Here is a 25,376-nt window from a genome sequence, read left to right on the forward strand (position 1 = left end):
ACCAATTGAGTTGTCAATAGTTTTGACACGTACCCGTGGGTGATCGCCGGGTGGGCGAGGTGGGCGCCGACCGGATGAGGGCGGGCGCTGCCGTCGACGCCGATGGCAAGCGAGTGAGCGAGGTCGCGGCCGCGAAGGAACCAACCGGGCTGCACGACGGTTCACCATCCTGGAACAGGGACGGCCATCCGACGGGTGGGGCGGCTCACCTGGTGGGAGGGGTGCGCCAGGGAGACCGCTGCCCCACCCGTCGGGCAGTTCCCGGTGGTGGGCCGACAGCCGATTGCTCCCGCGGTGGCTGCTCAGCCGGTTGATGCGTACACCGGGACCCTGTAGTGGTGATGGGGGTGTGAAGTCACTGACCGGGCCGGGACAGAAAGACCGGTCTGTCTCGTGGGCCGCTACTTAGACGATGGCAGGGGGCGGCGGCTCTGTCCAGGGCTATTCTGGACGGTGATGGACAGCGGACCGCCGGCAGAGACGTGCCAACTGGCACCTCGTGAACGGATCTTGCGAACCGCGTACGAGCTCTTCTCGCGACGCGGTGTCCGCGATGTCGGCATCGAAGAGGTCATATCGCGTTCGGGAGTCGCCAAGGCGACGCTCTACCGGCACTTCGAGTCGAAGGACGCGCTCGTGCTGGAGTTCCTCGCCCGCCGTGAGGAGCAGTGGACGCTCGGTCTCGTCATGGCAGGTGCCCGCAGCCGTGGCGGTACGCCGGAGGAACGGCTGCTCGCGATCTTCGACGTCTTCGACGATTGGTTCCGCAGCGACGACTTCGACGCCTGCACGTTCATCAACGTCCTGCTGGAGATGGGCGGCGAGCACCCCCTGGGCAGGGCGAGCATCGGCTACCTGCAGAACATCCGCTCCTTCGTGTCCGGCATGGCCGAAGAGGCGGAGCTGCGCGACACGGACTCGTTCGCCCGCTCCTGGCACATCCTGATGAAGGGGTCCATCATCTCGGCGGCGGAAGGGGACACCGACGCGGCTCTCCGGGCCCGGCGGATGGCACACCTGCTCATCGCCCAGCACCGCTGAGCGCAGGTGCGTCCCGCGCTGCGAGAAGATGAGGTCTCGGTGACCCACCCGAGCGGACGGAGTCGGCAACCCATGACGAACGAGTGGCGCGAAAACCGGATCGCAAGCGCCCTGGCCGGCGAGAACCCGGCCGTGATGCGGCGGTTGACGGCGGGGTTCGCGGCGATGGGGGACGTCCAGTTCCTGCCGGGCTACTCGGTCCTCCTCGTCGACAATCCGCAGGTGGAGCGATTGTCCGAGCTGCCCAAGCCGAAGCGACTGGCCTTCCTGTCCGACATGGACGTCCTGGGCGAAGCCGTCGAGTGCGCTTGCCGACGCCTCGACCCGGAGTTCCGGCGGGTGAACCTGGAGATCCTCGGAAACACCGACGGATACCTCCACGCGCATGTGTGGCCGCGATACGCATGGGAGCCGGCCGACCTGGTGCGGATGCCGGTCTGGCTCTACCCGCGGGAGAACTGGCACGACGAACGGTACGCACTGTCGTCCAGGCACGACACGCTCCGGACGCGGATCACCGCGGAGTTGGACCGCCTGACCGGGCAGAACTGAGTCGGTCGGCCGGGGATCTGGCACAGGCTCTGAGCGCACGAAGGTGAGCGTCCGGGACCGAAGAGGCGGCCGGCGGGTGCGAGAAGGTGAGCGTCCGGGACCGAAGAGGCTGCCGACGGGTGCGAGAAGCGGGCACCCGGCGCCCGACGCGGCCTGTGCGGTCCTACGATGACGCCATGCCGGAGCGCGACGCACCCTCAGCCGCACACCGCGAGACCAGCGGTCACCAAAGCAGCCCGAACCGGGCGCAGTTGGAGGCCGCCACAACGGTGTTCGCGCTTCTCGCCGACCCGACGCGCCTGCACCTGCTGTGGGTGCTGGCCGGGGGAGAGGCGGACGTGACGGAGCTGGCGGGCGTCAGCGGCGCGGCGCGTCCTGCCGTCAGCCAGCACCTGGCCAAGCTGCGGCTCGCCGGTCTCGTCCAGTCCCGCAAGGACGGGCGCCGCATGGTGTATTCGCTGCGCGACGGCCATCTGCGCCGACTGGTCACGGAGGCGCTGAGCCACGCGGACCACCAGGTGACCGGAGCACCCTGGCACCCCTGAGAGCGCAGCGCGTCCTCCAGGTGCCCGAGGCTGACGGCGCTGGCGAGCCAGCCGCGGGGGGCGTCCAGGCCGCGACGGTGAACCGGTGGGTCACTCCGGTCCGCCCAACAGGTCATGAACCTTCTGGAGTTGGGGATGTGAGGTGTGCCACACTCGTTGGGTGGTCACATGGATGGGGGCAGCGGGCCCGGCGGGTCATGCGGTGTCGGAGGCGGCGGGCCGGGTCGGCTCCGTATCGGAGCTGGGCGAGGTGGTGTCGAGCCACCTGAGCAGGGCCGTACCGCACGACGGCTATCTGCTCACCGGCTATGACCCCGTCACCGGCGCGCGCTGCTTTCTGGCCTGCGAGAACACCTACGACGCGCGGGCGCGGCGCCGTATGGACAGCGAGGATGCGCTCGGCTGGACCCAGAGCCCCGTCGCCGAGCTGATTCGCGGGGCCTGCCCGGTCGCCGTGCTCGGTTCCGGCTCGTCGGACGAGCGCCCGCAGGTGCGCCGACTGCACAGCATCATGGCCGCCGACTCGTACGGCAGTGAGATGTGTGTCGCGTTGGCCCAACGTGGCGTTGCTTGGGGCGCGTTGGTGCTGTTGCGCGAGCGGGGGGCGAGGCCGTTCTCGGCGGTGGAGGTCGCGCGCGCGGCGGAGCTTGCGCAGCCGCTCGCCCTGGCCGTGAGGCGGTTTGTGACGGGCAGGTCGTTGCGTCCTCGGCGTATCCCGTTCCCGCCGTGTGTCGTCTTCATCGGGCCGAGCGATGAGATCACAGGGGTGACGGCAGGTGGCCGCGAGGCCGTGCGCAGGCTTCTGCCTGGCGTCTATCCCGCCTGTGACCAGGAGCTGTTCGGCTTTCTCTGGCACATCACGTACACCGCGCGGCGTACGGGCGCACCGGCGCTCACCCGGGCGCCCACCTCTCAGGGATGGTTCTCCCTGCAGGCCCAGCTCCTCGACGGAGGGACGGCGGGGGATGTGGTAGTGACCCTCCAACCTGCGCCGGCCGCCGACCTGTTGCCCGCTCTCGTGCAGTGGTACGGCATCTCCAGCAGGGAGCGGATGGTCATCGCGCAGGCCCTCGAGGGCCAGTCCGCCAAGCAGATCGCCCGCCGTCTCGACCTGTCGCCGCATACGGTGAACGACCACTTCAAGGCGGTGTATCGGAAGACGGGCGTGTCCGGCCGGGAGGAACTCATCGCCCGCCTGTCCTAGATGCCGGGCATCTCGTGCCTGTGCGAGTCGGCTTGAGTCGCCGCGGGCTCGGCCGGGCGGGTGGAGCGAGCCCTCGACATCGCCGCGCAGCGCCACACCCTGGAGCAGCGTCACGATTGCGGCGGCGCAATCGACGTCCACGGTGGCGAAGGCCGACAGCCGATCGCGCACTGCACAGGTTGCGGTCGCATCTGGACGGAGGGTGGACGCATCGCCGCATGAACGGGAAAAGCCGCAGGAGCGCAACAGCGAGGGGCAAACATCAGAAAGGCTCGAAAATGCGAGGACTAAGGTCCCAATAGGGCAGCAAATACGAGGACCAAAGCCCTCAATTGCGCCGACCTCAGTTGAACACCCTTCCCGTGATCATTTGCGCATGCCAAGGTCATCTCACCCTGGCGCCAGCCCCCTCCCTCCATCGGCTGCGCCGGGGCCCAATGCACCATCCACGAAGGGTTTTCATGAACCACCGTCAGCGCATAGCCAGCGGCATCGTCACCACCCTCAGCGCGGCCGCCCTCACCCTCGGAACCACCTCCGTCGCCTTGGCCAGCGACGCCCCCTCTAAGACCGAAAGCACCGCGGCCGCAGTCGAGAAGGCCACCGGCACCGGCGACATCGCCCCGACCCCGGCGTCAGGCACCAGAATCCCCCAGCGCTCCACCGGGGACGCGAAGACTGTCACCGCAACGGGTGACGCCGTATCCATCGCACTTCCCAGCAGCAACAACGTCATCGGCACCAGGGCCGGCAAGAACACCACCGTCTACCCCGGGGCGGCCAAGGGCACCGACCTCGCGATCCAGCCCACCGCCGACGGCGGCATCCGCGCCCTGGCCGTCCTCAAGAACGCCACCGCCCCGCGCGAACAGCGCTACGACATCGGCCTGCCCGACGGTGCCCACTTGGTCAAGCTCAACACCGGCGCCGTCGCCGCAGTCGCCAAGAACGGCAAATTCCTCGGCGGTTTCACTGCACCCTGGGCCAAGGACGCTACCGGCAAGTCCATACCCACCAGCTTCCGCATCGACGGCAACACCCTCATCCAGTCGGTACAGACCACGGACTCCACAGCCTTTCCCGTCGTCGCCGACCCCAAGTGGGTGAACGACGCCGCCAAGGGCACCGCCATGGGACTTGTCAGCGGGTGCGTGGGGGGCGCCGTAGCCGGAGGAGGAGCTGGATGCATCCCCGGGGCTGTCGCAGGAGGTCTGGGTGGAGCCGTCGCCGGAGTCGTCGGCGGTCTGTTCGACTGACAGGCGATGCTGTCGCCCTTCCCGCGCCGACGACATGACTCGTGAGGAGCACTGCGATGACAGATGATTTGAAGAACCGTCACACCCGAGCCGAACGGACCGCCTCGCTTGCGGTGTTGGCCGGCATGGGGGTGTTCCTCGGCCTTACTGTGAGCGACCAGTCCTGGGCAGCTTGCATGTTGTGGGCACTGGTCGGGGGGATCGCCGTAGTGCCCGTAGTCCTGGGCGCCCAACGAGTCACCCGATACGTGAGCGGACGGCGAACACCCTGACACCTTCGAGCCGGTCCACTCCTGACAACCGCCAAGGCCGACGCCAGGAGTGGACCGGCGCAAGGCCACGGCCTGCCCGTCTGACACGGCCGCGGGCATGTCGAGTCAACTGGACTCAGCACACCTTCGGTGTGCTGAGTCGCTGACCTGCACTTATGTGCAGTTCCTCGTGAACGTGTAGGTCAGAGCCTTGCGATCCTCATGCAGGCTGCTCGATGTGTGGGGACGGGGGGTCAGGAAGGCTTGACCGTCGAGACCGGGGTGGCGGTCACCTTGTTGTCGCACTCGGCCCACCACCCGTCGTTCAGGGCGACCTGGTGCTTCCCGGAGTGCGGCAGCCCGATGACCATCGTCGGATACGCCGCCGGGGTCTTGCCCGACACGCAGTAGCCGTCGCCCTCCCCCTGGACCTGGACGAAGGTCAGCTTCACCCACGCCTTGCCGTGCGGCCGGACCGTCACGGTGGCCGCCCTGTCGGCGGGGGTGACCTTGAGCGGGGTGTTGCGGGCGAGAGAGCCGCCCGCGACCGTCGGATGGCCCTTCAGGACGCACGTCTTCTGGGAGACGTTGGTGAACTGCACAACCGCCGCCCCGGTCCCGGTCCCGACGGGCGGGTGGGCGGCCTGCCAGGCGCTGACCTGGAGGGCGGAGGCCGGGCAGGCGGGCGGCGGGGTGGAGGTGGTGGTGCTCGCCGCCATGGCGGTGCCGGGCAGGATTCCGGTCACGGCCGCCGCGGCGGCCGTGACCGCCGTCGTTGCCAGAGCCGCCCTGCGAATGCCGTTGCTGTGACGCATGCTGTCGTCCCCCTGAGTCGTCTCGTCCGCGGGTTTCGGTCGTCGGTTGTTGTCCCGCGGTACGTGTGGTCGTGGTGCGTGAGTGCAGATGGGGCGGGAGAGCGGCAGGGTTCCGTGCGGCGACTACTTGTGACGGAACGGTGACGACAGGCTGCACCCGTGCAGATGGCCGTCAGGGCAGACAGAAGCACCTCCAGCGCGCCACGGGTTCTACCACGCCCCGGCGCGCACTGAAGGTGCGCGGAGTCGCTGACCTGCGGCGATCAAACTCTGGTAACTCAAACGCGCGTTCGTCAAAGTCCGATGGCAAACGGTCAAGATCCAGTGGCACGGGACAGCCGTCCTGTGCCATCGAAGGTTGAGCGATGCTGCGTTGGACCTTGGCGCCCTATTTGGCTTCGTTCGGCTGCTCGGCGGAGCGGGAGCGTCGATGGGCTGCGACTCGTTCGCGGGTCGCGCATCGGCGGGAGCAGTAGCGACGCTCCGGACCGCTGCCCTGGGTGATGAAGGCGATCTGGCAGGTGGGGGATGCGCAGATCCTGCCGGGCGGACGTTGACGGTCCCAGACGAGAACGGTCAGGGCCATGCAGGACGAGGCGACGAGCCACTCGTCCCAGGGTGCGTTGTCCTCGCGGTCGAGGTGGGGGTGCCAGGGAGTGCTGCCGTTGTGTGAGGTCAGGCGGAGCGGTCCGGTGTGGTCCGTCAAGAGCTGGTTGAGGGCGGCTGCGGCGTCATCGGCGTGCTCGGCGGCGAAGACCAGCCGGAGCAGGGAGGCAGCTGCCTGCATCTCTGCGACATCGCGGGTGGTGAGGTCGATGGGGTCGGTCTCGCCGTATGCGCGGAGCACGTCGGCGACATCAGCTGGGTCGGGGCAGCCGTCAGCCAGGGCGTTGATCAGGGCGGCGGTGCGCCGGGCTGTGGTGAGCACGGAGTGCCGGGTGGACCAATCGTCGCTGTGGGATGACACCTGCGGAATGTAACGCATCTTGCGGATGATTGAGTTACCTTCGTAACGTCCTGCTGATGGGAAAGCGTTACTCGCTCCGCTTCTATCTCGTCGGAGCGGTGGCAGCCCGTGCCGGGGACGAGATGTCAGGACCGGCGCTGATGCTGGCAGCATTTGCCTTGACCGGATCGACCGTCGCCGCGTCGTCGCTGCTCGCGGGCATCACGATCTCTGCCGCGGTAGGGGGGCCGATTTTTGGGGCGCTCCTCGACAGAGCAGATCGGCCGGGACGCCTGCTGGCTGGGGCCCTCGTCCTTTATGCGGTGGGGCTGGGGACGGTTCTTGGGGGACTAGGGCGGTGGCCGTTCGCTGTCACGATCTTGATCGCAGCGGTGACAGGGCTGCTGGGCCCGGCCCTGTCGGGGGGATGGACGGCCCAACTTCCGCGTGTGGTGCTGGGTGACCACCTGCCCCGGGCGAATGCGCTCGATGCCATGACGTTCAATATGGCGAGTCTGGCCGGTCCGGCTCTCGCTGGCGGCGTGGCAGAGGCGCTGGGCGCCCCGATGGCCGTGGTGGTCTCTGTGGTGCTCATCGCCTTGGCGCTGCCCGCCGCGTGGATGCTGCCTGCCCGTCCCGGCCGAGTGCTGGGAGTGCAGGCAACTTCGGTGACCAGCGACCTTGTTGCCGGAGTACGGGTCATCCTCGGAAGACCGTCCTTGGCCCGAGCCACTCTCACCTCGACCGTCTCCTGCATCGCCCAGGGAATGCTGATGGCGTGCATCCCGCTCCTCGGCGAACGTGTTCTGGGCGGGGCCAGCCGCGGTGCGGTGCTGCTCTCCTGCGTGGCGATCGCAGCTTTGGTGGCCAACGCCGTACTCGCTGGGTTCCCGCGTTCAGTTGCCCCCGACACGATCATTTGGGCCAGTGCCCTTGTCCAGGCTGCCGCGCTGGCGTTGGCCGAGTGGGGTCAACCCGTCGTACTCATCGTGGCCGTACTCATCGTGGGGATAGGGGAAGGACCCCAACTGGCCGCCTTGTTCGCAGTCCGCCACCGGGAGGCCCCAGATCACCTGCGAGCCCAGATCTTCACCACCGGCGCCAGCCTGAAGATCACCGGATTCGCCCTGGGGGCAGCAGTTGCCGGACCAGTCGCGACTTGGTCTCTTCCAGGCACCTTGGCACTCGCAGCGAGCGTGGCGGCCCTCGCAGCACTGGTCTTCTTCGTGATCCCCTCGGCAACCGCCAACTCGTCCGAGGCCAGCACGATGTCGACTTGAGCGGTCTTCGCGAAATCCTCTACGTCAACCGCACCGGCATCGCCTGGCGCTACCTGCCCCACGACTTCCCCGCGCACACCACTGTCTTCTCCCACTTCAGCGCCTGGACCACCGACGGCACCATCGAGCAACTCGGCATCCGCCTGCATCACCTGGTCCAAGAACAGGAAGGACGCACTGCCGAGCCGACCGCATGTGCCATCGACGCCCAGAGCGTCAAAACCGCCCCCAGCGTCCCCACCAGCACCGAGGGAATCGACGCCGGGAAGAAGATCGTCGGCCGCAAGCGCAGCATCGTCGTCGACACCCTCGGCCAGTTGCTGCTGGTCATGGTCACCGGCGCCAGCGTCTCCGACAACGAGGCCGGCAAACAGCTCCTCACCCAACTCGCCGCCAACCACCCCACCGTCACCAAGGCATGGGTCGACACCGGCTACAAGAACCAGGCCGATGCGTGCGCAACTGCGCACGTGTCGTCTAACGTTGTGGTGTCCGGGCCGCCGACCCAGGGGACGCCGTCATGCGTTCAGTGCTCCACAACCGCACCTACCGCCGCCTGTTCACCGCTCAGGCCCTGGCCCTGACCGGCACGGGCCTGGCGACCGTGGCCCTCAGCCTGCTGGCGTACGACCTCGCGGGCGCGGACGCCTCCGCGGTTCTCGGCACCGCACTCGCGATCAAGATGGTGGCCTATGTGGGCCTCACCCCGCTGATCGGCGCCTTCACCGAACGCCTGCCGCGCCGCGCCCTGTTGGTGGCGATGGACCTCACCCGGGCGGGGATCGCGCTCGCCCTGCCGTTCGTGAACCACGTGGGGCAGGTCTACGTCCTGATCTTCCTGCTGCAGGCCGCCTCGGCCGCCTTCACGCCCACCTTCCAGGCGACCATTCCCGAAATCCTGCCCGCCGAGCGCGACTACCTCCGCGCCCTCACTCTCTCGCGACTCGCCTACGAAGTGGAGAGCCTGCTCAGCCCGGCGCTCGCCGCCGTACTGCTCGCGCTGATCACCTACAACTGGCTCTTCGCCGGTACCGCCCTCGGCTTCCTCGCCTCCGCGACGCTGGTCATGTCGGTCGTCCTGCCGACACCGCGCCCCGTGGAGCGCGTCGGCGGAGGCTACGCCAAAGCGACGTTCGGCATCCGCCTGTGCTGGGCCACGCCCCGGTTGCGTGCCCTGCTCGCGCTCGACCTCGCCGCGGCTGCCGCCGGCTCCCTGGTCATCGTCAACACCGTCGTACTCGTCCGCGACCACCTGCACCGCGGCGCGGGCGACGTATCACTGGCGCTGGGTGCGTTCGGGGCCGGTTCCGTGGCGACCGCCCTCGTCCTGCCACGGGCTCTGGAGCGGTTCGGGGACCGCGCGGTGATGCTGCCCGCCGGGTTCGGGCTCGGCGCCGTCCTCGCCGTATACGCCGCGGGACTCGCGTACGGAACGTATGGAAAGTACGCAATGGACGGGAGCCGCGGGACCCACGGTATCTACGGGGTCGGGCCCTGGGGCGGACTGCTGCTCGCCTGGGCCCTCCTCGGCATCGGCACCTCCATGGTGCTGACCCCCGCGGGCAGGCTGATCCGCCGCTCGGCCGCACCCGCCGACCTGCCCGCCGCGTTCGCCGCGAGGTTCGCCCTCACCCATGGCTGCTGGCTGTTCACCTATCCGCTCGCGGGCTGGCTGGGCTCCACCGCCAGCACGAGCACGGCCGCCGCGACGCTCGCCGGGGTCGCGCTCACCGCCGCGACCACGGCGCTCGTGCTGTGGCCCGCCCACGACCCGGCCCGCCTCATCCACTTCCACAGCACCCTGCCCGCGGGCGACCCCCACCTCGCCGACGCCCACGCCGGGCCGCACGGCTGGCAGCACGCGCACGACTACGTCATCGACGCCCGGCACCCGCGCTGGCCCGCCCCGGGTCATGCGGCGGGCGCACGCTAGGGCCCGTCGGCGCGCCCCACTTCAGCCACTTCCTCGCCGCTCGCCAGACGTGCCCGTACCGTCACCCGCGCGTCCTTGGGCGCCCGGACCGCCAGGAGACGGCCGCGCTTCTCCGCGTCGACCGTGCCGGTCACGGAGATCCGGGTGACCTCGCGGCTGCCCGCGGCGAGGAGGAACCGGTGCCCCGAGCGGGCCGTCCAGCGGGTACTGGCCACGACATGCTGGCCGAACCGGCTGCAGGCGGCCGTCGAACGGGCCCGCCCGACGACCTTCGCCGGCGCCGTCGCTGACCCTGCGGACGTACGGAACTGGAGCAGCACGCTGCCGGTGCCCCGCCAGGTCGCGGCGCGGGTGCAGGACCACACGGCCCGGCCGCCGTCCTCGGGCAGTTCCTGCTCGGCGAAGTCCCACTGATTGACCGCCCGCACCCCGCTCCCGCGCAGATCGGAGAGACGACACGCGCCGTGGGCCCAGCTCAGCAGCGCCGCGCCGCTGGTGGCCTCGCGCGGCTGGCGGGCCGGGGCGCCGGTGCCCGGCGGCGGCGTGTAGCTGAGGTGCGCCGGGGAGAGACCGCCCAGGTCGGTGACGAGGAAGGCATGCTTCTCCACGATCCTTTTCGACGAGCGCAGTTGGAGCACCGGCAGGGCGATGCAGGAGCCCGCGGCCGACGGTACGTCGACCGCCTCCAGGAGGCCGTCGCCGGAGACGGTGAGGGGGTGGCCGGGCGCGTCGGGGCGCAGCAGGTCGCGGGTCCGGGCCTCCGCGATCCATGGGGCGGTGAGGTAGCGGACCTCGCCGTTCCCACGGCTGACGGCGAGCGCCGCCGCGGTGGTCACGTCGGAGTCGTCGGCGCGCGAGAAGTCCAGGGACGCGGGCGTCGACGCGGTGAGCGGCTCGGTGTAGCGGACGACGCGGCGGCCGTCGTGGAACAGTACGACCGCGTTCCGGCCCACGACATCGGCGTACAGCAACTGTGTGGTCCTGGGCGGTGGTTCGGTGGTGGTGGCCGCGGCTGCGCCGACGCGGGTGCCGCGCGGCGGATCGGTCCAGGTGGCGAGCGCACGGGTGAGCAGGGCGCGGTCGTCCACGCGGGAGCCGCGCGCGGGCCACGCGGTGAAGTCCACCCGTGAGGTGTCGGCCCAGGTGCCGGAGGAGGTGCGGAGCAGTGCGTCGGCGCTGATCGCGGGGCGCCCGGCGGGGCGCCGGGACGGCTCGTTGCCGGGGGCGGAGCCGAGCGACGCCAGTGCCGCGCAGCTGATGGCGGCGATTCCCGTGGCGCACCAGAGAAGACGGAACCGGCGTCGGCGGCGCAGCAGATCGGTGGGACGGGTCTGGACGGAACAGGCGTCGAACTCCTGCGAGCGCAGCAGAGCCCCTGCCGCGTCGCCCGCCCGCTCCTCCAAACGGCAGGCGGCATCCAGCGCTTCCTGCGGCTCGGACACACCGGCGCTGAAGAGCAGGTGCACGACCTCGGTGCGGGGCAGTCCGTCGAGTCTGCACAGGACGAACGCCGCGCGGGCGGGCGCGGAAACCTCCGACAGGAGCTGCGCGAGCGCGATCTCCTCGGCGCCGCCGGCGCGGGGAAACAGACGCAGCCCCCAGACGAGGGGCAACGTGAGGCGCAGCGCCCCGGGCGGCGGCAGCCGGTTCGGCCACCCGCGCGGCCGACGCTCATGTGCGAGCGCCGCGCCCACCACTCGCGCCGTCACCCACGCCGCCCCGGTCCTGCCGGGCCCCCGCGCCCCGGCCCTCGCGCCGCCCGCCCTCGGCAGCGGAATCCCCGCCGACGCGTGCCGCGCCCGGAAGCCGGGCAGCGCGCGCTGCACTAGAGCATGGGCGATCAGGACGCGCCGGTGCCGACTGAGGGCACTGGGCAGGGTGAGGTAGGCGAGGCGTACGAGCCGGGTGTACTGGTCGACGATGACGGCCTCGGCATGTTCGAGAACCACCGGCTCGGCCCTCTTCACCCGGCGCGGCCGTTGCGATGTGCTCATCGGTCAAAGCGCCTTCCGAAGGCTGACGACGTTCCGTCCTGACCTCCGTCAAACGAGTGAATCCTGCGATGGTCACAGCCGGGGAACGGCGGGCGCCGTCACAGAGGCGTGACGGCGGGGCGAGCCTTCGCGCAGTGCCCCCTGTTGCCGTTCGGTGACACGTAAGACAGAGCTGTGACGTGGGCGAGGGCAACGAGTCCGTAAGGTCGCGGGTCGTATGAGGCGTGGGAATCAAGGGCGGCGTCGTCCGCTCGAACGAGCAAGTCGGCCAAATGAGTTGGGGGAGACAATGAAGACGAACACGCGTGTGAACAACGGACTGCTGGCGATGGGTGCCGCGCTGGCTGTGGTGGGTGTCGCGGTCGGTACGGTGCCCGCCGCGGCGGCCGGTACGCCCCAGTTCCTGGCCCCGGCCGAACTGCCGCCGCACGCCTCGTCGCAGTGGACCGCCGGTCCGGTGACGGCCGGGCAGCCCGACCCGCTGCCGATGTGCGTCGGCGAGGCCCTGCCGTCGATCTCGGTGCACCGCGCCTACCGCACCGACCTCGACACCAGCGCGCTGCAGGTGACCGTCGTCGAGCGCGACACGCAGCGGGCCAAGGACTTCGCCGCCCTGCTCCGCAAGGACCTCGACGGCTGCGCGAAGACGGTCATGAAGCAGAACCCCGACATCACCGCGGAGCAGAAGTACTACGGCAAGGTGAACGTCGAGGAGGGCGCCCACGTCTACGGCGTCCACACCAGCGCGACCTGGGGCGCATCCGACATCAACATGTTCTCGGTGGGCCGCGACGGCAGGACGGTGACGCTCGTGCAGTGGGGGCAGATGGGCGGCTTCGCCGACGCCCAGGTCGCCGACTTCAAGACCACCACCGCCACGGCCGTCAACAAGCTCTACTGACACCCGGCCCCGGCCGGATCCGCCGTGTGCGACGGCGCCGGTACCGACCTCGGCATTCCCGTGCAGGAATGGGACAATCGGCCGACGCGGCCGCACCCGTGCGCCCTCACCGGCGCGCCGGTGCCGTCGCGCGAGGATTTGGCCGGGGTGAGGCCGGGGGCGGGAGTCGTCCCCGGCGCCCGGTGGTGGGGAGGAACCGACGGTGCTGGAGTGGCGGTACATCGCCAAGGGGGCAAGGGCCGTCCCTGAGCCCATGGCCACACCGTTCGTCTGGACGACGGCCTGCTCGGGCTCCCTCGTGCTGGTCATCACGTTCGATCTGCTCGGCGCGCTCGACCGCACCGGCCTCGCCCTCGCGGCACTGTCCGTACTCGCCGCACTCCTCAGTACGCTCGGCCGCTTCGTCGCGGCGCCGGGAACTGCCCTCCTGTGCTGGGCGCTGCTGAACGTCTTCGCCACCCACCCCACCGGGGAGCTCTCCTGGGCCGGCCACCGGGACCCGGGTTGGGTGGCGTGCTTGCTGGCCGCCGCCCTCATCGGCACCGCGACAGCCCGGGTGCGGTACGCCCGGGCCGCGTACCGCCGCCTCACCCCGTTCGACGGGACGCGCTGACGCCCCGTCGGGCTCGCTTGCTCGCACGAGCCTCACCTCGTCGCGCCTCCGCCGACGCGGACCGGCCCACTCAGACCACCTTTGCATGACCATGCGCGATGATGCATACTCTTCCTATGTCTAAGGTCCTCACCTCCCTTCCCGCCGGCGAGCGCGTCGGCATCGCCTTCTCGGGCGGTCTCGACACCTCCGTCGCGGTCGCGTGGATGCGCGACAAGGGCGCCGTCCCGTGCACCTACACCGCCGACATCGGGCAGTACGACGAGCCCGATATCGCCTCGGTGCCCGGCCGCGCCAAGACCTACGGCGCCGAGATCGCGCGCCTGGTCGACTGCCGTGCGGCGCTCGTGGAGGAGGGCCTGGCCGCGCTCACCTGCGGCGCGTTCCACATCCGCTCGGGCGGTCGCGCGTACTTCAACACCACGCCGCTCGGCCGCGCCGTCACGGGCACGCTGCTCGTGCGGGCGATGCTGGAGGACGACGTCCAGATCTGGGGCGACGGCTCGACGTTCAAGGGCAACGACATCGAGCGGTTCTACCGGTACGGCCTGCTGGCCAACCCGAAGCTGCGGATCTACAAGCCCTGGCTGGACGCCGACTTCGTGACCGAGCTCGGCGGCCGCAAGGAGATGTCGGAGTGGCTGCTCGCCCACGAGCTGCCCTACCGGGACAGCACGGAGAAGGCCTACTCCACCGACGCCAACATCTGGGGCGCCACCCACGAGGCTAAGACCCTGGAGCACCTCGACACGGGTGTGGAGACGGTCGAGCCCATCATGGGCGTCCGCTTCTGGGACCCGTCGGTCGAGATCCCCACCGAAGACGTCACGATCGGCTTCGACCAGGGGCGCCCCGTGACGATCAACGGCAAGGAGTTCTCCTCCGCCGTCGACCTGGTGATGGAGGCCAACGCCATCGGCGGCCGCCACGGCATGGGCATGTCGGACCAGATCGAGAACCGGATCATCGAGGCCAAGAGCCGCGGCATCTACGAGGCGCCCGGCATGGCCCTGCTGCACGCCGCGTACGAGCGCCTGGTGAACGCGATCCACAACGAGGACACCCTCGCCCAGTACCACAACGAGGGACGCCGCCTCGGCCGGCTGATGTACGAGGGACGCTGGCTGGACCCGCAGGCCCTGATGGTCCGCGAATCGCTGCAGCGCTGGGTCGGCGCCGCCGTCACCGGCGAGGTCACCCTGCGGCTGCGGCGCGGCGAGGACTACTCGATCCTCGACACGACCGGGCCCGCGTTCAGCTACCACCCGGACAAGCTGTCCATGGAGCGCACCGAGGACTCGGCCTTCGGCCCGGTCGACCGGATCGGCCAGCTCACCATGCGCAACCTCGACATCGCCGACTCGCGCGCCAAGCTGGAGCAGTACGCGGGCCTCGGCCTGATCGGCACGTCCGACACCTCCATCGGCGCCGCCCAGGCGGCCGCGACCGGCCTGATCGGCACGATGCCGGAGGGCGGCGCGCAGGCCATCGCCTCCCGCGGCGAGGTGTCCGAGGACGACGAGATGCTGGACCGCGCCGCGATGGAGTTCGGCACGGACTGACCCGTCCTCGCCGGGGACGATCCCGACGCCGCGCCTCGGCGAGAGGCCGGTTCGACGCCTACGGCGCCGAACCGGCCTCTTCCGTATCTCTCCGCCACCGGCGGACCGGATCGCCGTGCGGCGCCTGCCTCGAACGGGTGAACCTGAGACCGGAGGGGTTTTACGCGACTGTAGAAGTATGGCTAGGGTGCCGCAGACGTACTGCGACGCCGCGCCACCCGCATCTCGCGCAGAAGGCGGCCTCGCAGGCCCAAGTTGACTGCGGGAGGCACCTTGCAGGAGCCGACACGGCCGACAGGCCGCCAGACGATGCCGCTCCCTCCTCGGCGGCCGACCACGGGACCGGCTCCGCCCCGGAACGCGGGCCCTGGCCGAAGCCCCGCGCACACCGCCGAAGGCACGGGCGCTCCCAGCGCGGCAGCGGCCCCGTCCGCGCCACCGGCCAAGCGCCGCGACGCGTTCTTCGACAACGCCAAGTACCTGGCGATCGTCCTCGTCGCCATGGGGCACGCGTGGGAACCGCTGCGCGGGGACAGCAGAGCCGCCGCCGCGCTCTACCTCACCGTCTACACCTTCCACATGCCGGCGTTCATCGTCATCTCCGGCTACTTCTCCCGCGGTTTCGACGCGAGCCCGAACCGAATCAGACGCCTGATCACCGGGATCGCCGTCCCCTACGTGATCTTCGAAGTCGCGTACACGTTCTTCAAGAGGTGGGCGGGCGGCGACCCGGACCACCCCATCAGCCTGCTCGATCCCTGGTACCTGACCTGGTTCCTGGCCGCACTCTTCATCTGGCGGCTCACGACCCCGGTCTGGAAGGCCGTGCGGTGGCCGCTGCCGATCGCGCTCGCCATCGCCGCCCTCGCCTCCGTCTCCCCGGACATCGGCGACGACCTCGACCTGCAGCGCGTACTGCAGTTCCTGCCCTTCTTCGTCCTCGGCCTCACCCTGAAGCCCGAGCACTTCCAGCTGGTACGCCGCCGTGAGGCGCGGATCCTGGCGCTCCCGGTCTTCGCCGCCGCGCTGGTCTTCGCCTACTGGGCGGCGCCCCGGATGAGCGCGGCATGGTTCTACCGTCGCGACAGCGCCCAGGAGCTGGCCGGTCCCGGCTGGTCGGGCGGTGTCATGACGCTCGCGATGTTCGGCTGCTCCCTGGCCCTGGTCGCCTGCTTCTTCGCGTGGGTGCCGGGGCGCAAGCTGTGGGTCACGGTGCTGGGCGCCGGCACGCTCTACGGCTACCTCCTGCACGGCTTCCTGGCCAAGGGCTCCCGCTTCTGGGGCTGGTACGGGGCCGACTGGCTCCACCGGCCGCTCGGTGAGGTCACCGTGACGCTCGTGGCCGGGGCAGTGATCACGCTGTTGTGCACACCGCCGGTGCAGCGGATGTTCCGGTTCGCGATGGAACCGAAGCTGGAGTGGGCGTTCCGGCAGGACGCCGCCACGCTCGCCAAGGGCCGCGGACACGGCGGAAGAGCCGCGTGAGCCGCCCGGCCCGGCCGCCCGCCGTTCACTTCGAGCACGTCGTCGAGACGCTGCCCGCGGGCCGCCAGGCGCTCACGATCCTCGACCCCGCCGACCGGCCGGTGGGCTGCCTGGAGTACCAGGTCTGCCACCCCTGCCGGACCGGATACATCGGCAACGTCGCCGTCGCCACGCACTGGCAGGGCCTGGGCCTCGGGCGCCACGCGCTGCACACGGCCCTGGCCGCGTGCACGGGCTACGCCTGGTCCACGTCACGCCAGTCCGCCGAGGGCAAGCGATTCTTCGCCGCCATAGAGGACGAGCTGGAGACCGCCTTCCCGCCCAGCGGGGTGCGTTGCCCGCACATGGAGGCCTGAAGGGAGTCCCGACACGGGTGGGGCGGACCCCTCACAAGGAGTCCGCCCCACCCGGCGACACGCGCTTCGACCGACCGGCCGAACCGGTGCTCCGTCGATTAGCGCTTACCGATGTCCTTGACCTTCTCCTTGGCCTGGCGGGCATCGCCCTGCATGCGCTCCGCACGGCCCTTGGCAGTGAGGCGTTCGTTGCCGACGGCACGTCCCGCGGCTTCCTTGGCGGCGCCGGTGGCCTGCTCGGTCTTGCCCTTGGCCTTCTCGTTGGCGGTCATGATCCGCTCACGCTCCCTTGGCGTCGACATCAACTGCTGTTGATTCGCCTGGCCGCTCAGCGGGATCGCAAACATCGTTCCGGAGATCGCATGGAGATCGCGTCACCAGACATGACCGGAGCGGAACGGGGCACTCCAGCGGGCGCAGGCGGCCGGTCACATGCCCTGCACAATGTGAAAGAAACACGACTTATGCGTGTTTGTGGGGAGCCATTGGGAGCACATGATCGCCAGGAGGTCGATAACGATGGTTCCCCTGATTCTGGTTCTTCTTCTGGCTCTGATCCTCTTCGGCGCGGGCTTCGCACTGAAGGCGCTCTGGTGGATCGCGGTCATCCTGCTCGTGGTGTGGCTGCTGGGCTTCGTGATCCGTCCGACGGCGAGCGGCGGCCGCAAGGGACGCTGGTACCGGTGGTGACACCCGCCGTTGGCTGAAGACGGCGCACGGCGGCGCACCCACCGACCCTCGTTCGCCGGCATCCGTTTAGTGATGTCCGTGTCGGACAGTCGGGGGGTGTCGCCGGAAAGGACGCACGGTGCGGCCCCGCACCGACCGACCGCAAGCGACTTGAGTACGGAGGTACCACCATGACCGAGAACATCTGGAACTACCCGGCCAATGCTGGTCACACTCCTGACGCCGACCTGACGGGCTACAAGGTCGAGGCCACGGACGGCCACATCGGCAAGGTGGACAAGCACTCGCAGGACGTGGACTCGCAGTACATCGTCGTGGACACCGGTGTGTGGATCTTCGGCAAGGAGGTCCTGCTGCCCGCGGGCACCATCATCGGGATCGACGCCGAGGCGAAGACGATCCGGGTGGCGCGCACCAAGGACGAGATCAAGAACGCCCCGGAGTTCGACAAGAACAAGCACCTCGGTGACGCGAACTACCACGACCAGATCGGCTCGTACTACCACTCGCACGGGCCGAACACCCCCGGCTCCCCGGGCACGCCCGGCGCGGGCCCGAGGCACCCCGGTCCTGCCACCTTCTGAGCGGGAACGGGTCGACGCCGCCCTCCGATGAGGAGAGGCGGAAGACAGATCGCAGAAGAGACCGGGGCCGGACCGCGAGCAAGCGGTCCGGCCCCGGCGCGTTCGGCCCCGGCCCTGAGGCGAGCGGAACCGTCACCCGAATGACCTGCCCCAAAGGTGACGCATACGCCTGCCGCATAACGGGACAGACGCCCGAATTGCTCTTCCCCGCTGAGCCCCAGGCCTCGGCCCTCGGCCCGACCGGCGACTGGCGGCAGGGTGCGTCGGCCGTCGTGGTGATCAGCGTGGACGTCGACGGGGAATCCGCCGTCCTGCCGCACGGCGCTCACTACCGCCGACACCTGTCCACCATGTCCCACCAGGCATATGGCCCGCGCGTGGGTGTGCCGAGAATCCTCGACCTGCTGGACCGCTACGCCCTTCCCGCCACGTTCTTCGTACCCGGGGCCACGGCACTCTCCTGGCCGCGAGTGGTGGAAGACGTGGCGGGGCGCGGGCACGAGATCGCCGTGCACGGCCACACCCACCGTTCCCCGGCCGGGCTTTCGCGGACCGCACAGCGACAGGCTGGAACAGTTCATCGAGTTCGCCCTCGCCCTGCCGGACGTGCGCTTCGCACGGGCCGACCAGCTCGCCGAGTCACTCCTGACGCCGCCCTCCGCGCCCGCCCCGCCCGAAGACCTCATCGCGCCGGAGTCACCGCGATGAACCCGGCGACGACAGGCCTGGCCGGAGTCAGCCCCATCGACGGCACGCGCGACCAGTGGCTGTACCGGGAGTTCCTGCGCGCGGACTGGCCCCTGGCCTCCTACGCCAACAGCTGGAGCTACGTCACCCAGGCATGCCGCGGCCAAGGATGCGGCCACAAGTACCTGGGCGCCGCCACGCTCATCGGGATCGGCCGGCACGGCCCCGGCTACGTCCTCGTCCGCCCGACCGGCGAGCAGGTCCCCTCCACGGTCGCCGCCCTCGCCCACCGCCTGGCAAGCCATTCCGCCGCCCCGGTCCACCTCAAACACGTCCGCCCCGACGACGCGGCCGTCCTCGTCGCCGACGCGGGCTTCCGGCCGATGGCGGACCACCCCTGGTCATCCGCGGTCCCACAGGACGATTCCACCTACCCCGACGTCGTCGTACGCACCACCGATCTGGTCGGGGACGCGCTCCTGCACCCCTCCAAGAGCAAGCTCCGCAGTCGCCTGAACCGCTTCCACAACACGGGCGCGGCACACCCGCCGGACCTGACCGTCCGCCTGTACCGCCGCCCCGAGGACGCACATGACTGGGCGAAAGCGGCTCGTTCCGTCGTCACCGCCTGGTCGGCCCAGCACCGCAAACCCGCGGCGGCGTACGCGAACATGATCGCCCTCGTCGGCTTCCCGCCGCGTTGAGGACACAGGCTCTCAGACGCCGTCCACCATCGCGGGACCCCAAGGCGCCGGCCCCGAGCCCTCCGCCCACGCGGTGAGCGACTCGCCGTCCACGCAGCGGATGCCGCACGAGTCCGCGTACTCCCGGGCGGGCTCGGTGAACTGACTGGTGGTCACCACGGCGGCCAGCTGCGCTCCGTGTACGGTCCAGCAGGTGCCGCCGAAGCGCTGGAGGTCCTGAGAGCCGACCTTGTTCGTCGGGCCGTACTGCTTGCACTGCACGACGACCCGTCGGCCGTCGGGCGCGATGGCCAGCACGTCGGCGCCGAGATCGCCCGCGCCACCGACGACCTCGATCTCACGGCAGCCGTCCCGTTCGCACAGCGCGGCGACGGCGGCCTCGAAGCCGTCGGGGTCGAGGGCCGTGAAGTCGGGGACGGGCGGGGGGAGTACGGCGGTGCGTCCGTCCTGCGCCTCGACGGCAGCGGCGGGGACGGTGGGGTCCAGGAGAGCGGATGCCTCGGTTCCGGCGGGCGTCAGGGGCGCGGGAGAGCCCTCGGCCCGCGCCGCCTCGGCCAGTTCGCGGTCGGCCTGGGCCATCCCTTCGCGGGCGGCGCGGCGCAGTTCCCGTGCCCTCGGCATCGCGCGCAGCAGGACGTACAGCACCGGAACGGCCAGCAACCCCAGGAGAGCGGCGGCGAGCGGATGCGCCCCCGCCCAGTGGGCGAAACGCACGAAGAGCAGGATGGCGGCGCAGAGCACGGCGCCGATGAGAGCCAGGATCACGACCGGCCCGGACAGGGCCCCCGTCACCCCGGCCCGGCCCGAACCGCCTTTGCTGTCCCGTATCAGCACGGGGCCTCCTCCGTGTCGTCATGAACCTGTTCGAGCGACAAGTGCCCCGAACGGCGCAATCCATGATCGACAAGGTGGCGCCCGCGCCCCGTCAGCGGCAACTCATAACAGCCTCACCGGCCCTTGAGAGGGAGAAGAGGGGGGACCGGCGCCGCGCAGTCCGTCCGGCCAGGCGGTGGCGTCGGGTCCCCCGATTCCGCACCGGCCGTGGTCAGCACCCGGACGTTCAGCGCGCACTCGACCTGCTTCACGGTGTGGAACACCACCAGGTCCTCGGGCCCGTGCTCCTGGCGGGGGCCGCCGCCGATCAACATGCCGATGAGCATCGCGCCGTACACCTTGTGCCCGTCGATCTCGGTGTCGACCGGCACGAACACCGGGGAGCCGGAGTCGCCCTCGTGCACGATGTCCACCCCTTCCTTCCCCGCGAGGACCAGTCCCCTCGTGCACCGGTGCGGTCCCTCCTCGCACGATTCACCATTGGTGAGCGAGTACACCTCGACATCGCAGACCAGCTTGGTGACCTTCCCGGTGAGGCACACCTTCTGGCCGACGACAGGCGCGTCCGAGGATCCGAGCACCCGGCGGGCGACCGGTGTGCCGGGCGGGCCGCCGTCCGTCCAGAGGGTCGGGGCGTACACCTGGGGCTTGATGCGCGTACCGCTGAGCAGCGCCGCGTCGACTTCGTTGTCGTAGAAGGCCCGCACGAACGTGCCGAACCGGAATTCTCCCGAGGTGGCGTCCACGCCGATCCGGCCGTTGGTGCAGTGGCCCGCGGAGGTCATGGCGCGCTTTCCGTCCTCCACCCTGCGTACGGCGAACCCCGACGAGCAGGCGAACGTATCCCCGCTCAGGGTCACTTGGTACTCGGCGCCGCCGCGGTGCGGCTGCGGGTCGTTGAATCTGCTCGCCGGCGCGGCGGACGCCGGGGAGCACCACGACAGGGCCAACAGGACCGCCATCAGGCAGTAGGTGAACGGACGTCCAGACATCCTGGCTCCTAGAGCTCGAAGTCGATCCGGCCGAGCAGGCCGACGATCAGGCCGAAGTAGTCGGCGTGCACCAGACGGCGGGCCGCAGGCACCGCGGTGCCGTTCACGGTGACGGTGTCCGTGGCCGTGTCCTTGTCGGTGCGGTAGAGCTCGTACTCCTGCACGAGGAGCCGGTAGGAGGTGAGAAGCTGGCCTGCCGGGGCGGCGATGCCACCGGCCCAGGCGAAGGAGCCACCGTCGGCCGTGCAGGTCAGCTCCACCGGCTGGCCCACCTCCTTCCAGTCCATCTCGTCCTCCTGCAGGCTCGCCCGGCTCTGCACGCTCACGACGACCCGGCGGCTGGCCGCCGCGGCGACCGCGCCCGCGCCGCTGAGCTCACCGAGTTCGTTGTAGGTCGCGGGTCCCGAAAGACGGACGGTCAGCTTGTTGCCCTCACGACGGCCGACGACCGTACGCGGCGGGACGAGCTGTGCGAACTCCGCCCGCTCCACCTTCGACAGGTGCAGCGGATCGACCGAGTACGGCTGGTAGCGGGCCAGGGCGAGCCGCACGTACGGGAAGTACGCCGTGCCGGTGGCCGACGCGTTCGCGAAGTCCACGTCGATGTCGACGAACCACAGCCGTCGCTCGGAGTGGTACGTCGGAGCGAAGGCGACCGCGTCGACCGCGACCGGCGCCGTGTCGGGCGACTCCGCGAGGCGCAGGCCCGTGAGGCTCCGCGCCGCGTTCGGGAAGTGCGCGGCGGAAGGGCTTGGCAGGACCGTGGTGTCGGACCAGACGGGGTCCACGCCCCAGCGGGTGAAGAAGGTGTCGGCGGAGGCGTCCGGGACGCTCGTGCCGCCCGGGTCGAGGAGCACGGCGAGCATCTCGTCGTCCCCCGAGGAGAACCAGGGACGCTTCAGGTAGACGCGGAGTCCTGCGGGCCGGCGCCGCCGGGTGACGGTGTCGTTCTCGCTGTCGACCGAGCGCTGCCAGCGGAACGTCGGCACGACGTACGCCACCGCCGGCGGCTCGGGCCTGCGCGAACTGGGAACGGCCAGGGGAGCGGCGGCCGGACCGACGCGGGTGACGTTGACCCGCTCCTCGGTGAGGCTCGGGTGGAAGTACTCGCGGAACCGGGTGACGGCGGTCGGGGTGTAGCGGACGTCGCGATGCCTGGTGTCGCCGAACTCGTGCGTGCGGCCGACGGCCTCCTCGTCCGCGGTGTAGGCCAGGGTGATGTCCTCGAGGTGCGTGTGCCCCTCGATGCGCTGGGGCGCGGGCCGGGTGACGTCGTCCAGCCACTCGCTCCAGTGCGCGTCCAACTCGACGTGACCGCTGCTCGCGGCATGACTGCTCAGCGTTCCCGTCAGCTGTGCCGCGGTCTGCTCGGCCGTGCGGAAGGAGACGAGGCCGGCGAGCTCGGGGCGGTGGACGGGCTTCTCCACCGCGTGGACCAGCGTCAGTTCGGTCCACGGGGTGAGCATCCAGTTCTCGCCGTCGGCGCTCGCCCGTGTGACGAAGTCCTTGTCCTGCGCGGAAAGACCGGCCCAGAACGGCGAAGCGGTCAGCAGGCTCCACTGCCGCAGCAGCGGCAGCTTGCGCGCGTCGACGTAGCAGCTCAGCCGGACCGTGGCGATCTCACCCTTGGTGAGGAACACCTCGAGCACCCGCTCAAGGAGTCCATCGTGCCAGTGCGGTTCCCCGTCGCCCTCCCTGACGCGCAGCTTGAACGGCTTGGCCTGCGGCCACGGGCCCGGGAACGGGATCTTGCGGTTCTCCGTGTCACCGGGCAGACCGCGCAGCATGACGCCCTCGGCCATGACGTCCGGGAGGTAGGGCAGGATCAGCTGGTCGGCGCTGTGCACCACGAACTCGCCCTGCTTCAACTCGCCCCCGCGCCGGGGGAGGGGAAGCGTGGTGACCGGCAGCGGATCGTGCACGTCGTGCTTGGCGATGTGGATGTCGCCCGACCGCAGCAGGTCGTGCTCGCGGTACGGCCACTCCGGGTCCCGCACCTTGGTGTCCAGGAAGGACCCGCACTCCCGGGACGCGACGGTGACGTACTCCTCGCGGAGCCGACCGGGCTTGTCCGCGCCGAACACGGCGTCGAACACACCGTGTTCCTCGGCCATCTGCAGGGCGGTCTTCGGCGGTGCCACGTGCCGCTCCGAGACCGGCTTGTACCGCCGGTCCAGATCGTCCACCTCCGAATGCGCCTCGTGGTCGGGGACGTTCGAGTGCCGCGCGGCGTACTCGTCGGTGGAGATCTCCCTGCCGTCGTCGGTGACCGTGCTGCGGATGACCAGGCGCTCGGTGGACTCGCCCTCGTTGAAGGGCAGGAGCGGCAGCACCACGGGTTGCGGGACCGGCTCCCAGCGGCCGTAGGTGAGGGCGTCGGAGTGGACGGCGTCCGGTGTGGTCGCCGTGTGGTCGAGGCCGTTGCCGGCCAGGTCGACGACCCTGGCACGCATGCGGTACGTGTGGCCGAAGCGCAGGGCGGGCAGCGAGCCGGGCTCAGCGGCGAACGTGGTGGACAGCGGCACGTCCGGCGACACCGACGGATCGGGCGCCTCCAACTGGTCCTCCAGACCGATGGTCCGGCCGGGGCGCGGAGCGGCGAGGCTCCAGCCGTGCCAGCCGAACACGGCCTGATGCCCGTAGAGCTGGCGGTCGTCGGCCGCGTCGACGGTGACCGTACTGGCCCGTACGAGACCCTCGTCCGGGCGGACCTGGATCTCGACGGGCTGTTGCCCGGGGCGGCGAACGGTGTAGCGGCCCCGGCGCCGCAGCAGCGAGCGCCACTGCGCGACCCGGCCGCTGGCCGCGTCGACGAGTCCGATGTCCACGCGGTACCCGCGCACCAGGTCCATCGCCGTCAGGACGGCCGCTTCGGCGGCGACCCGGCGTCCGACGTCGGCGCCGATGAGTTCGGCCAGGTGCCGGTCGCGGTCGGTGTGCAAGAGGGTGAGCCCGGCGCCGCGGGCCGCCGGTGTGCCGGTGCCCGAGACCAGTTGGGCCACGGATTGCGGCCCCGACGGCAGGTCGCCGCGCTGCATACCGGCGATCGAGCGGGCGTAGTCCAGGTGCTTGAGGGCCGCGCCGTCCACGTCGAGTTCGGTGAGGTGCCAGGTCTCGGGGTCGCCGAGGTTCAGCATGCGCTCGCTGATCACGGCACCGGCCTCGACGGCCGCCTGGAACACGCTGCCCGGGGTGAAACGGATCTTCGTCCAGGGGCGCGCGCCCGGAGCGTTCAGCGTGCCCGCGTCGGCGACGCGGTCGTCGAAGCGCACGCGGACCTTCGCTCCGTCGGCGACCCCGGCCGGCATCGCGAAACCCAGGTCGAGCACGAGGCCGAACCGGCGTTGGAGCTCCGGATAGTCGCCGAGCAGCCCGCACGCCTCGTGGAAGTCGATCCGGTGCGTCGGCTCCTCGGCGAGCGAGGCCGGTTGTTTGCCCCGGTCGTAGAAGCGGGCGGCTTCGGCGAGTGGCAGGACCCGCTTGTTGTCGCCGGTGTACACGTCGCTGGTGCGGTCCATGTATCGGGGCTCGTGGCCGTCGTCGGCGGCGCGGGCCCCGTGCGGGTCGAAGGCGTCCTCCACAAGCGTGTACCCGTGCTTGAGGTCCCGGCCGAGATCCAGCACCCGGTCCGAGATCATGTCGGTCATCCGGAACAGCGCGGGCAGTTCCCAGCCGCGGTGATCCGTCGGCGGCTCCTCGCACAGCAACCGCTCCTCACGCGCCCATTCGGTGCGCAGCCTGCTCTGCGTGGTGTACACCGCGACCGCCTCGTACACCCCGGTGACCTCGTCGTGCACCAGTTTCCCGGGATACGAACGCAGCGTGCGGCGTTCCTCGGCGGCGAGCGCCAGGGGACTCTGCGGCGGCCGGACGTAGGTGTCGTCGTGGAACAGGGTCCGCCACAGAACGGGATCGGCGGCGGGGTAGCGGCCGGTCGGCCGCAGTTCCTTGACGATGGCGCCCGCCGGGCCGTCGAACTCCAGCCAGAGCGCGGGCAGCAGGGCGGCGAGCCGCTCCGGCCACTTCGCGAAGTACGCGGACTGCCCGAGCGTACTGATCCCGGTCAGGGTGGGGCTGACGAGCACGGACACGCGCACGGTGCCGGCGTCGGCGACGCCGTCGGGGAGAACGGTCCATCGGATGCTGTCCAT

General features: G+C 70.4%; 22 protein-coding genes and 2 pseudogenes. 17 read left to right on the forward strand and 7 right to left on the reverse strand.

The genetic code is table 11. The features are described 5' to 3' along the window. The first annotated feature begins 510 nt into the window (after positions 1 to 510). From ACFVYR_RS29955 to ACFVYR_RS29975, 5 genes are all read left to right on the forward strand, one after another. Positions 511 to 1,041, forward strand: a complete 531-nt coding sequence (locus ACFVYR_RS29955; protein ID WP_384256485.1) for a TetR/AcrR family transcriptional regulator — start codon at positions 511 to 513, stop codon at positions 1,039 to 1,041. A gap of 72 nt (positions 1,042 to 1,113) precedes the next feature. Next, entirely contained in the window at positions 1,114 to 1,593 is a 480-nt protein-coding gene (locus ACFVYR_RS29960; RefSeq protein ID WP_384256487.1) for a diadenosine tetraphosphate hydrolase, read from the forward strand. 176 nt (positions 1,594 to 1,769) lie between these two features. Beyond that, positions 1,770 to 2,138 carry an ArsR/SmtB family transcription factor gene (locus ACFVYR_RS29965; RefSeq protein ID WP_384256490.1) on the forward strand — a complete coding sequence of 123 codons (369 nt, stop codon included), beginning with the start codon at positions 1,770 to 1,772 and terminating at the stop codon, positions 2,136 to 2,138. Between the two features lie 202 nt (positions 2,139 to 2,340). Further along, positions 2,341 to 3,342 carry a LuxR C-terminal-related transcriptional regulator gene (locus tag ACFVYR_RS29970; RefSeq protein ID WP_384256492.1) on the forward strand — a complete coding sequence of 334 codons (1,002 nt, stop codon included), beginning with the start codon at positions 2,341 to 2,343 and terminating at the stop codon, positions 3,340 to 3,342. 461 nt (positions 3,343 to 3,803) lie between these two features. Beyond that, entirely contained in the window at positions 3,804 to 4,598 is a 795-nt protein-coding gene (locus ACFVYR_RS29975) for a hypothetical protein (protein ID WP_384256494.1), read from the forward strand. Between the two features lie 505 nt (positions 4,599 to 5,103). Here the strand turns inward: ACFVYR_RS29975 and ACFVYR_RS29980 are convergent. After that, entirely contained in the window at positions 5,104 to 5,664 is a 561-nt protein-coding gene (locus ACFVYR_RS29980; protein WP_384256497.1) for a DUF4232 domain-containing protein, read from the reverse strand. A 388-nt stretch (positions 5,665 to 6,052) separates the two neighbouring features. Continuing rightward, on the reverse strand, positions 6,053 to 6,649 hold the full coding sequence (locus ACFVYR_RS29985; protein WP_384256499.1) for a CGNR zinc finger domain-containing protein: 597 nt from the start codon (positions 6,647 to 6,649) through the stop codon (positions 6,053 to 6,055). A gap of 38 nt (positions 6,650 to 6,687) precedes the next feature. On the opposite strand from ACFVYR_RS29985, the gene ACFVYR_RS29990 reads away from it, so the two are divergent. The 3 genes and pseudogenes from ACFVYR_RS29990 (at position 6,688) to ACFVYR_RS30000 (ending at position 9,823) form a co-directional block, all read left to right on the forward strand. Next, positions 6,688 to 7,890 (forward strand): MFS transporter, encoded by a 1,203-nt coding sequence (locus ACFVYR_RS29990; RefSeq protein WP_384256501.1) that lies wholly within the window; start codon positions 6,688 to 6,690, stop codon positions 7,888 to 7,890. Between the two features lie 5 nt (positions 7,891 to 7,895). Continuing rightward, a pseudogene (locus tag ACFVYR_RS29995) lies at positions 7,896 to 8,339 on the forward strand (transposase); the annotation flags it as partial. Positions 8,340 to 8,410: 71 nt separating this feature from the next. Next, positions 8,411 to 9,823: an MFS transporter gene (locus tag ACFVYR_RS30000; RefSeq protein WP_384256503.1), complete on the forward strand. Its 1,413-nt coding sequence runs from the start codon at positions 8,411 to 8,413 to the stop codon at positions 9,821 to 9,823. Here the strand turns inward: ACFVYR_RS30000 and ACFVYR_RS30005 are convergent. Then, positions 9,820 to 11,817, reverse strand: a complete 1,998-nt coding sequence (locus ACFVYR_RS30005) for a hypothetical protein (protein WP_384256505.1) — start codon at positions 11,815 to 11,817, stop codon at positions 9,820 to 9,822. The two genes, ACFVYR_RS30000 and ACFVYR_RS30005, sit on opposite strands and share 4 nt — an antisense overlap. Positions 11,818 to 12,106: 289 nt before the next feature. On the opposite strand from ACFVYR_RS30005, the gene ACFVYR_RS30010 reads away from it, so the two are divergent. The 5 genes from ACFVYR_RS30010 (at position 12,107) to ACFVYR_RS30030 (ending at position 16,734) form a co-directional block, all read left to right on the forward strand. Next, positions 12,107 to 12,718 carry a hypothetical protein gene (locus ACFVYR_RS30010; RefSeq protein WP_384256508.1) on the forward strand — a complete coding sequence of 204 codons (612 nt, stop codon included), beginning with the start codon at positions 12,107 to 12,109 and terminating at the stop codon, positions 12,716 to 12,718. A gap of 253 nt (positions 12,719 to 12,971) precedes the next feature. Then, positions 12,972 to 13,331, forward strand: coding sequence for a hypothetical protein (locus ACFVYR_RS30015; RefSeq protein WP_384256510.1), 360 nt, complete (start codon positions 12,972 to 12,974; stop codon positions 13,329 to 13,331). A 116-nt stretch (positions 13,332 to 13,447) separates the two neighbouring features. After that, the gene (gene argG, locus ACFVYR_RS30020) at positions 13,448 to 14,893 is read left to right on the forward strand and encodes an argininosuccinate synthase (RefSeq protein ID WP_384256512.1); all 1,446 of its coding nucleotides are present in this window, start codon (positions 13,448 to 13,450) and stop codon (positions 14,891 to 14,893) included. A gap of 273 nt (positions 14,894 to 15,166) precedes the next feature. After that, entirely contained in the window at positions 15,167 to 16,378 is a 1,212-nt protein-coding gene (locus tag ACFVYR_RS30025; protein WP_384256515.1) for an acyltransferase family protein, read from the forward strand. Continuing rightward, positions 16,375 to 16,734: a GNAT family N-acetyltransferase gene (locus ACFVYR_RS30030; protein ID WP_384256517.1), complete on the forward strand. Its 360-nt coding sequence runs from the start codon at positions 16,375 to 16,377 to the stop codon at positions 16,732 to 16,734. Before ACFVYR_RS30025 ends, ACFVYR_RS30030 begins: the two co-directional genes overlap by 4 nt. Positions 16,735 to 16,832: 98 nt before the next feature. Here the strand turns inward: ACFVYR_RS30030 and ACFVYR_RS30035 are convergent, their stop codons facing one another. After that, a complete protein-coding gene (locus tag ACFVYR_RS30035; protein ID WP_384256519.1) occupies positions 16,833 to 17,006 on the reverse strand; it encodes a CsbD family protein in 174 nt (57 codons plus the stop codon). A 247-nt stretch (positions 17,007 to 17,253) separates the two neighbouring features. On the opposite strand from ACFVYR_RS30035, the gene ACFVYR_RS30040 reads away from it, so the two are divergent. The 4 genes and pseudogenes from ACFVYR_RS30040 (at position 17,254) to ACFVYR_RS30055 (ending at position 19,399) form a co-directional block, all read left to right on the forward strand. Continuing rightward, positions 17,254 to 17,424 (forward strand): DUF5670 family protein, encoded by a 171-nt coding sequence (locus ACFVYR_RS30040; protein ID WP_384256522.1) that lies wholly within the window; start codon positions 17,254 to 17,256, stop codon positions 17,422 to 17,424. 170 nt (positions 17,425 to 17,594) lie between these two features. Next, positions 17,595 to 18,008, forward strand: coding sequence for a PRC-barrel domain-containing protein (locus ACFVYR_RS30045; RefSeq protein ID WP_384256524.1), 414 nt, complete (start codon positions 17,595 to 17,597; stop codon positions 18,006 to 18,008). 350 nt (positions 18,009 to 18,358) lie between these two features. Beyond that, positions 18,359 to 18,559: pseudogene (locus ACFVYR_RS30050) on the forward strand (polysaccharide deacetylase family protein); the annotation flags it as partial. 153 nt (positions 18,560 to 18,712) lie between these two features. Continuing rightward, complete coding sequence (locus tag ACFVYR_RS30055) at positions 18,713 to 19,399, forward strand: hypothetical protein (RefSeq protein ID WP_384256605.1); 687 nt, start codon at positions 18,713 to 18,715, stop codon at positions 19,397 to 19,399. A gap of 12 nt (positions 19,400 to 19,411) precedes the next feature. Here ACFVYR_RS30055 and ACFVYR_RS30060 read toward each other — a convergent pair whose 3' ends face one another. The 3 genes from ACFVYR_RS30060 to ACFVYR_RS30070 form a co-directional block, all read right to left on the reverse strand. Beyond that, entirely contained in the window at positions 19,412 to 20,233 is an 822-nt protein-coding gene (locus ACFVYR_RS30060) for a restriction endonuclease (RefSeq protein WP_384256527.1), read from the reverse strand. A gap of 113 nt (positions 20,234 to 20,346) precedes the next feature. Further along, positions 20,347 to 21,225, reverse strand: a complete 879-nt coding sequence (locus tag ACFVYR_RS30065) for a hypothetical protein (RefSeq protein WP_384256529.1) — start codon at positions 21,223 to 21,225, stop codon at positions 20,347 to 20,349. Between the two features lie 8 nt (positions 21,226 to 21,233). After that, complete coding sequence (locus ACFVYR_RS30070) at positions 21,234 to 25,376, reverse strand: hypothetical protein (RefSeq protein WP_384256531.1); 4,143 nt, start codon at positions 25,374 to 25,376, stop codon at positions 21,234 to 21,236.

It is taken from the genome of Streptomyces sp. NPDC058284, assembly GCF_042881135.1.
Classification (GTDB): domain Bacteria; phylum Actinomycetota; class Actinomycetes; order Streptomycetales; family Streptomycetaceae; genus Streptomyces.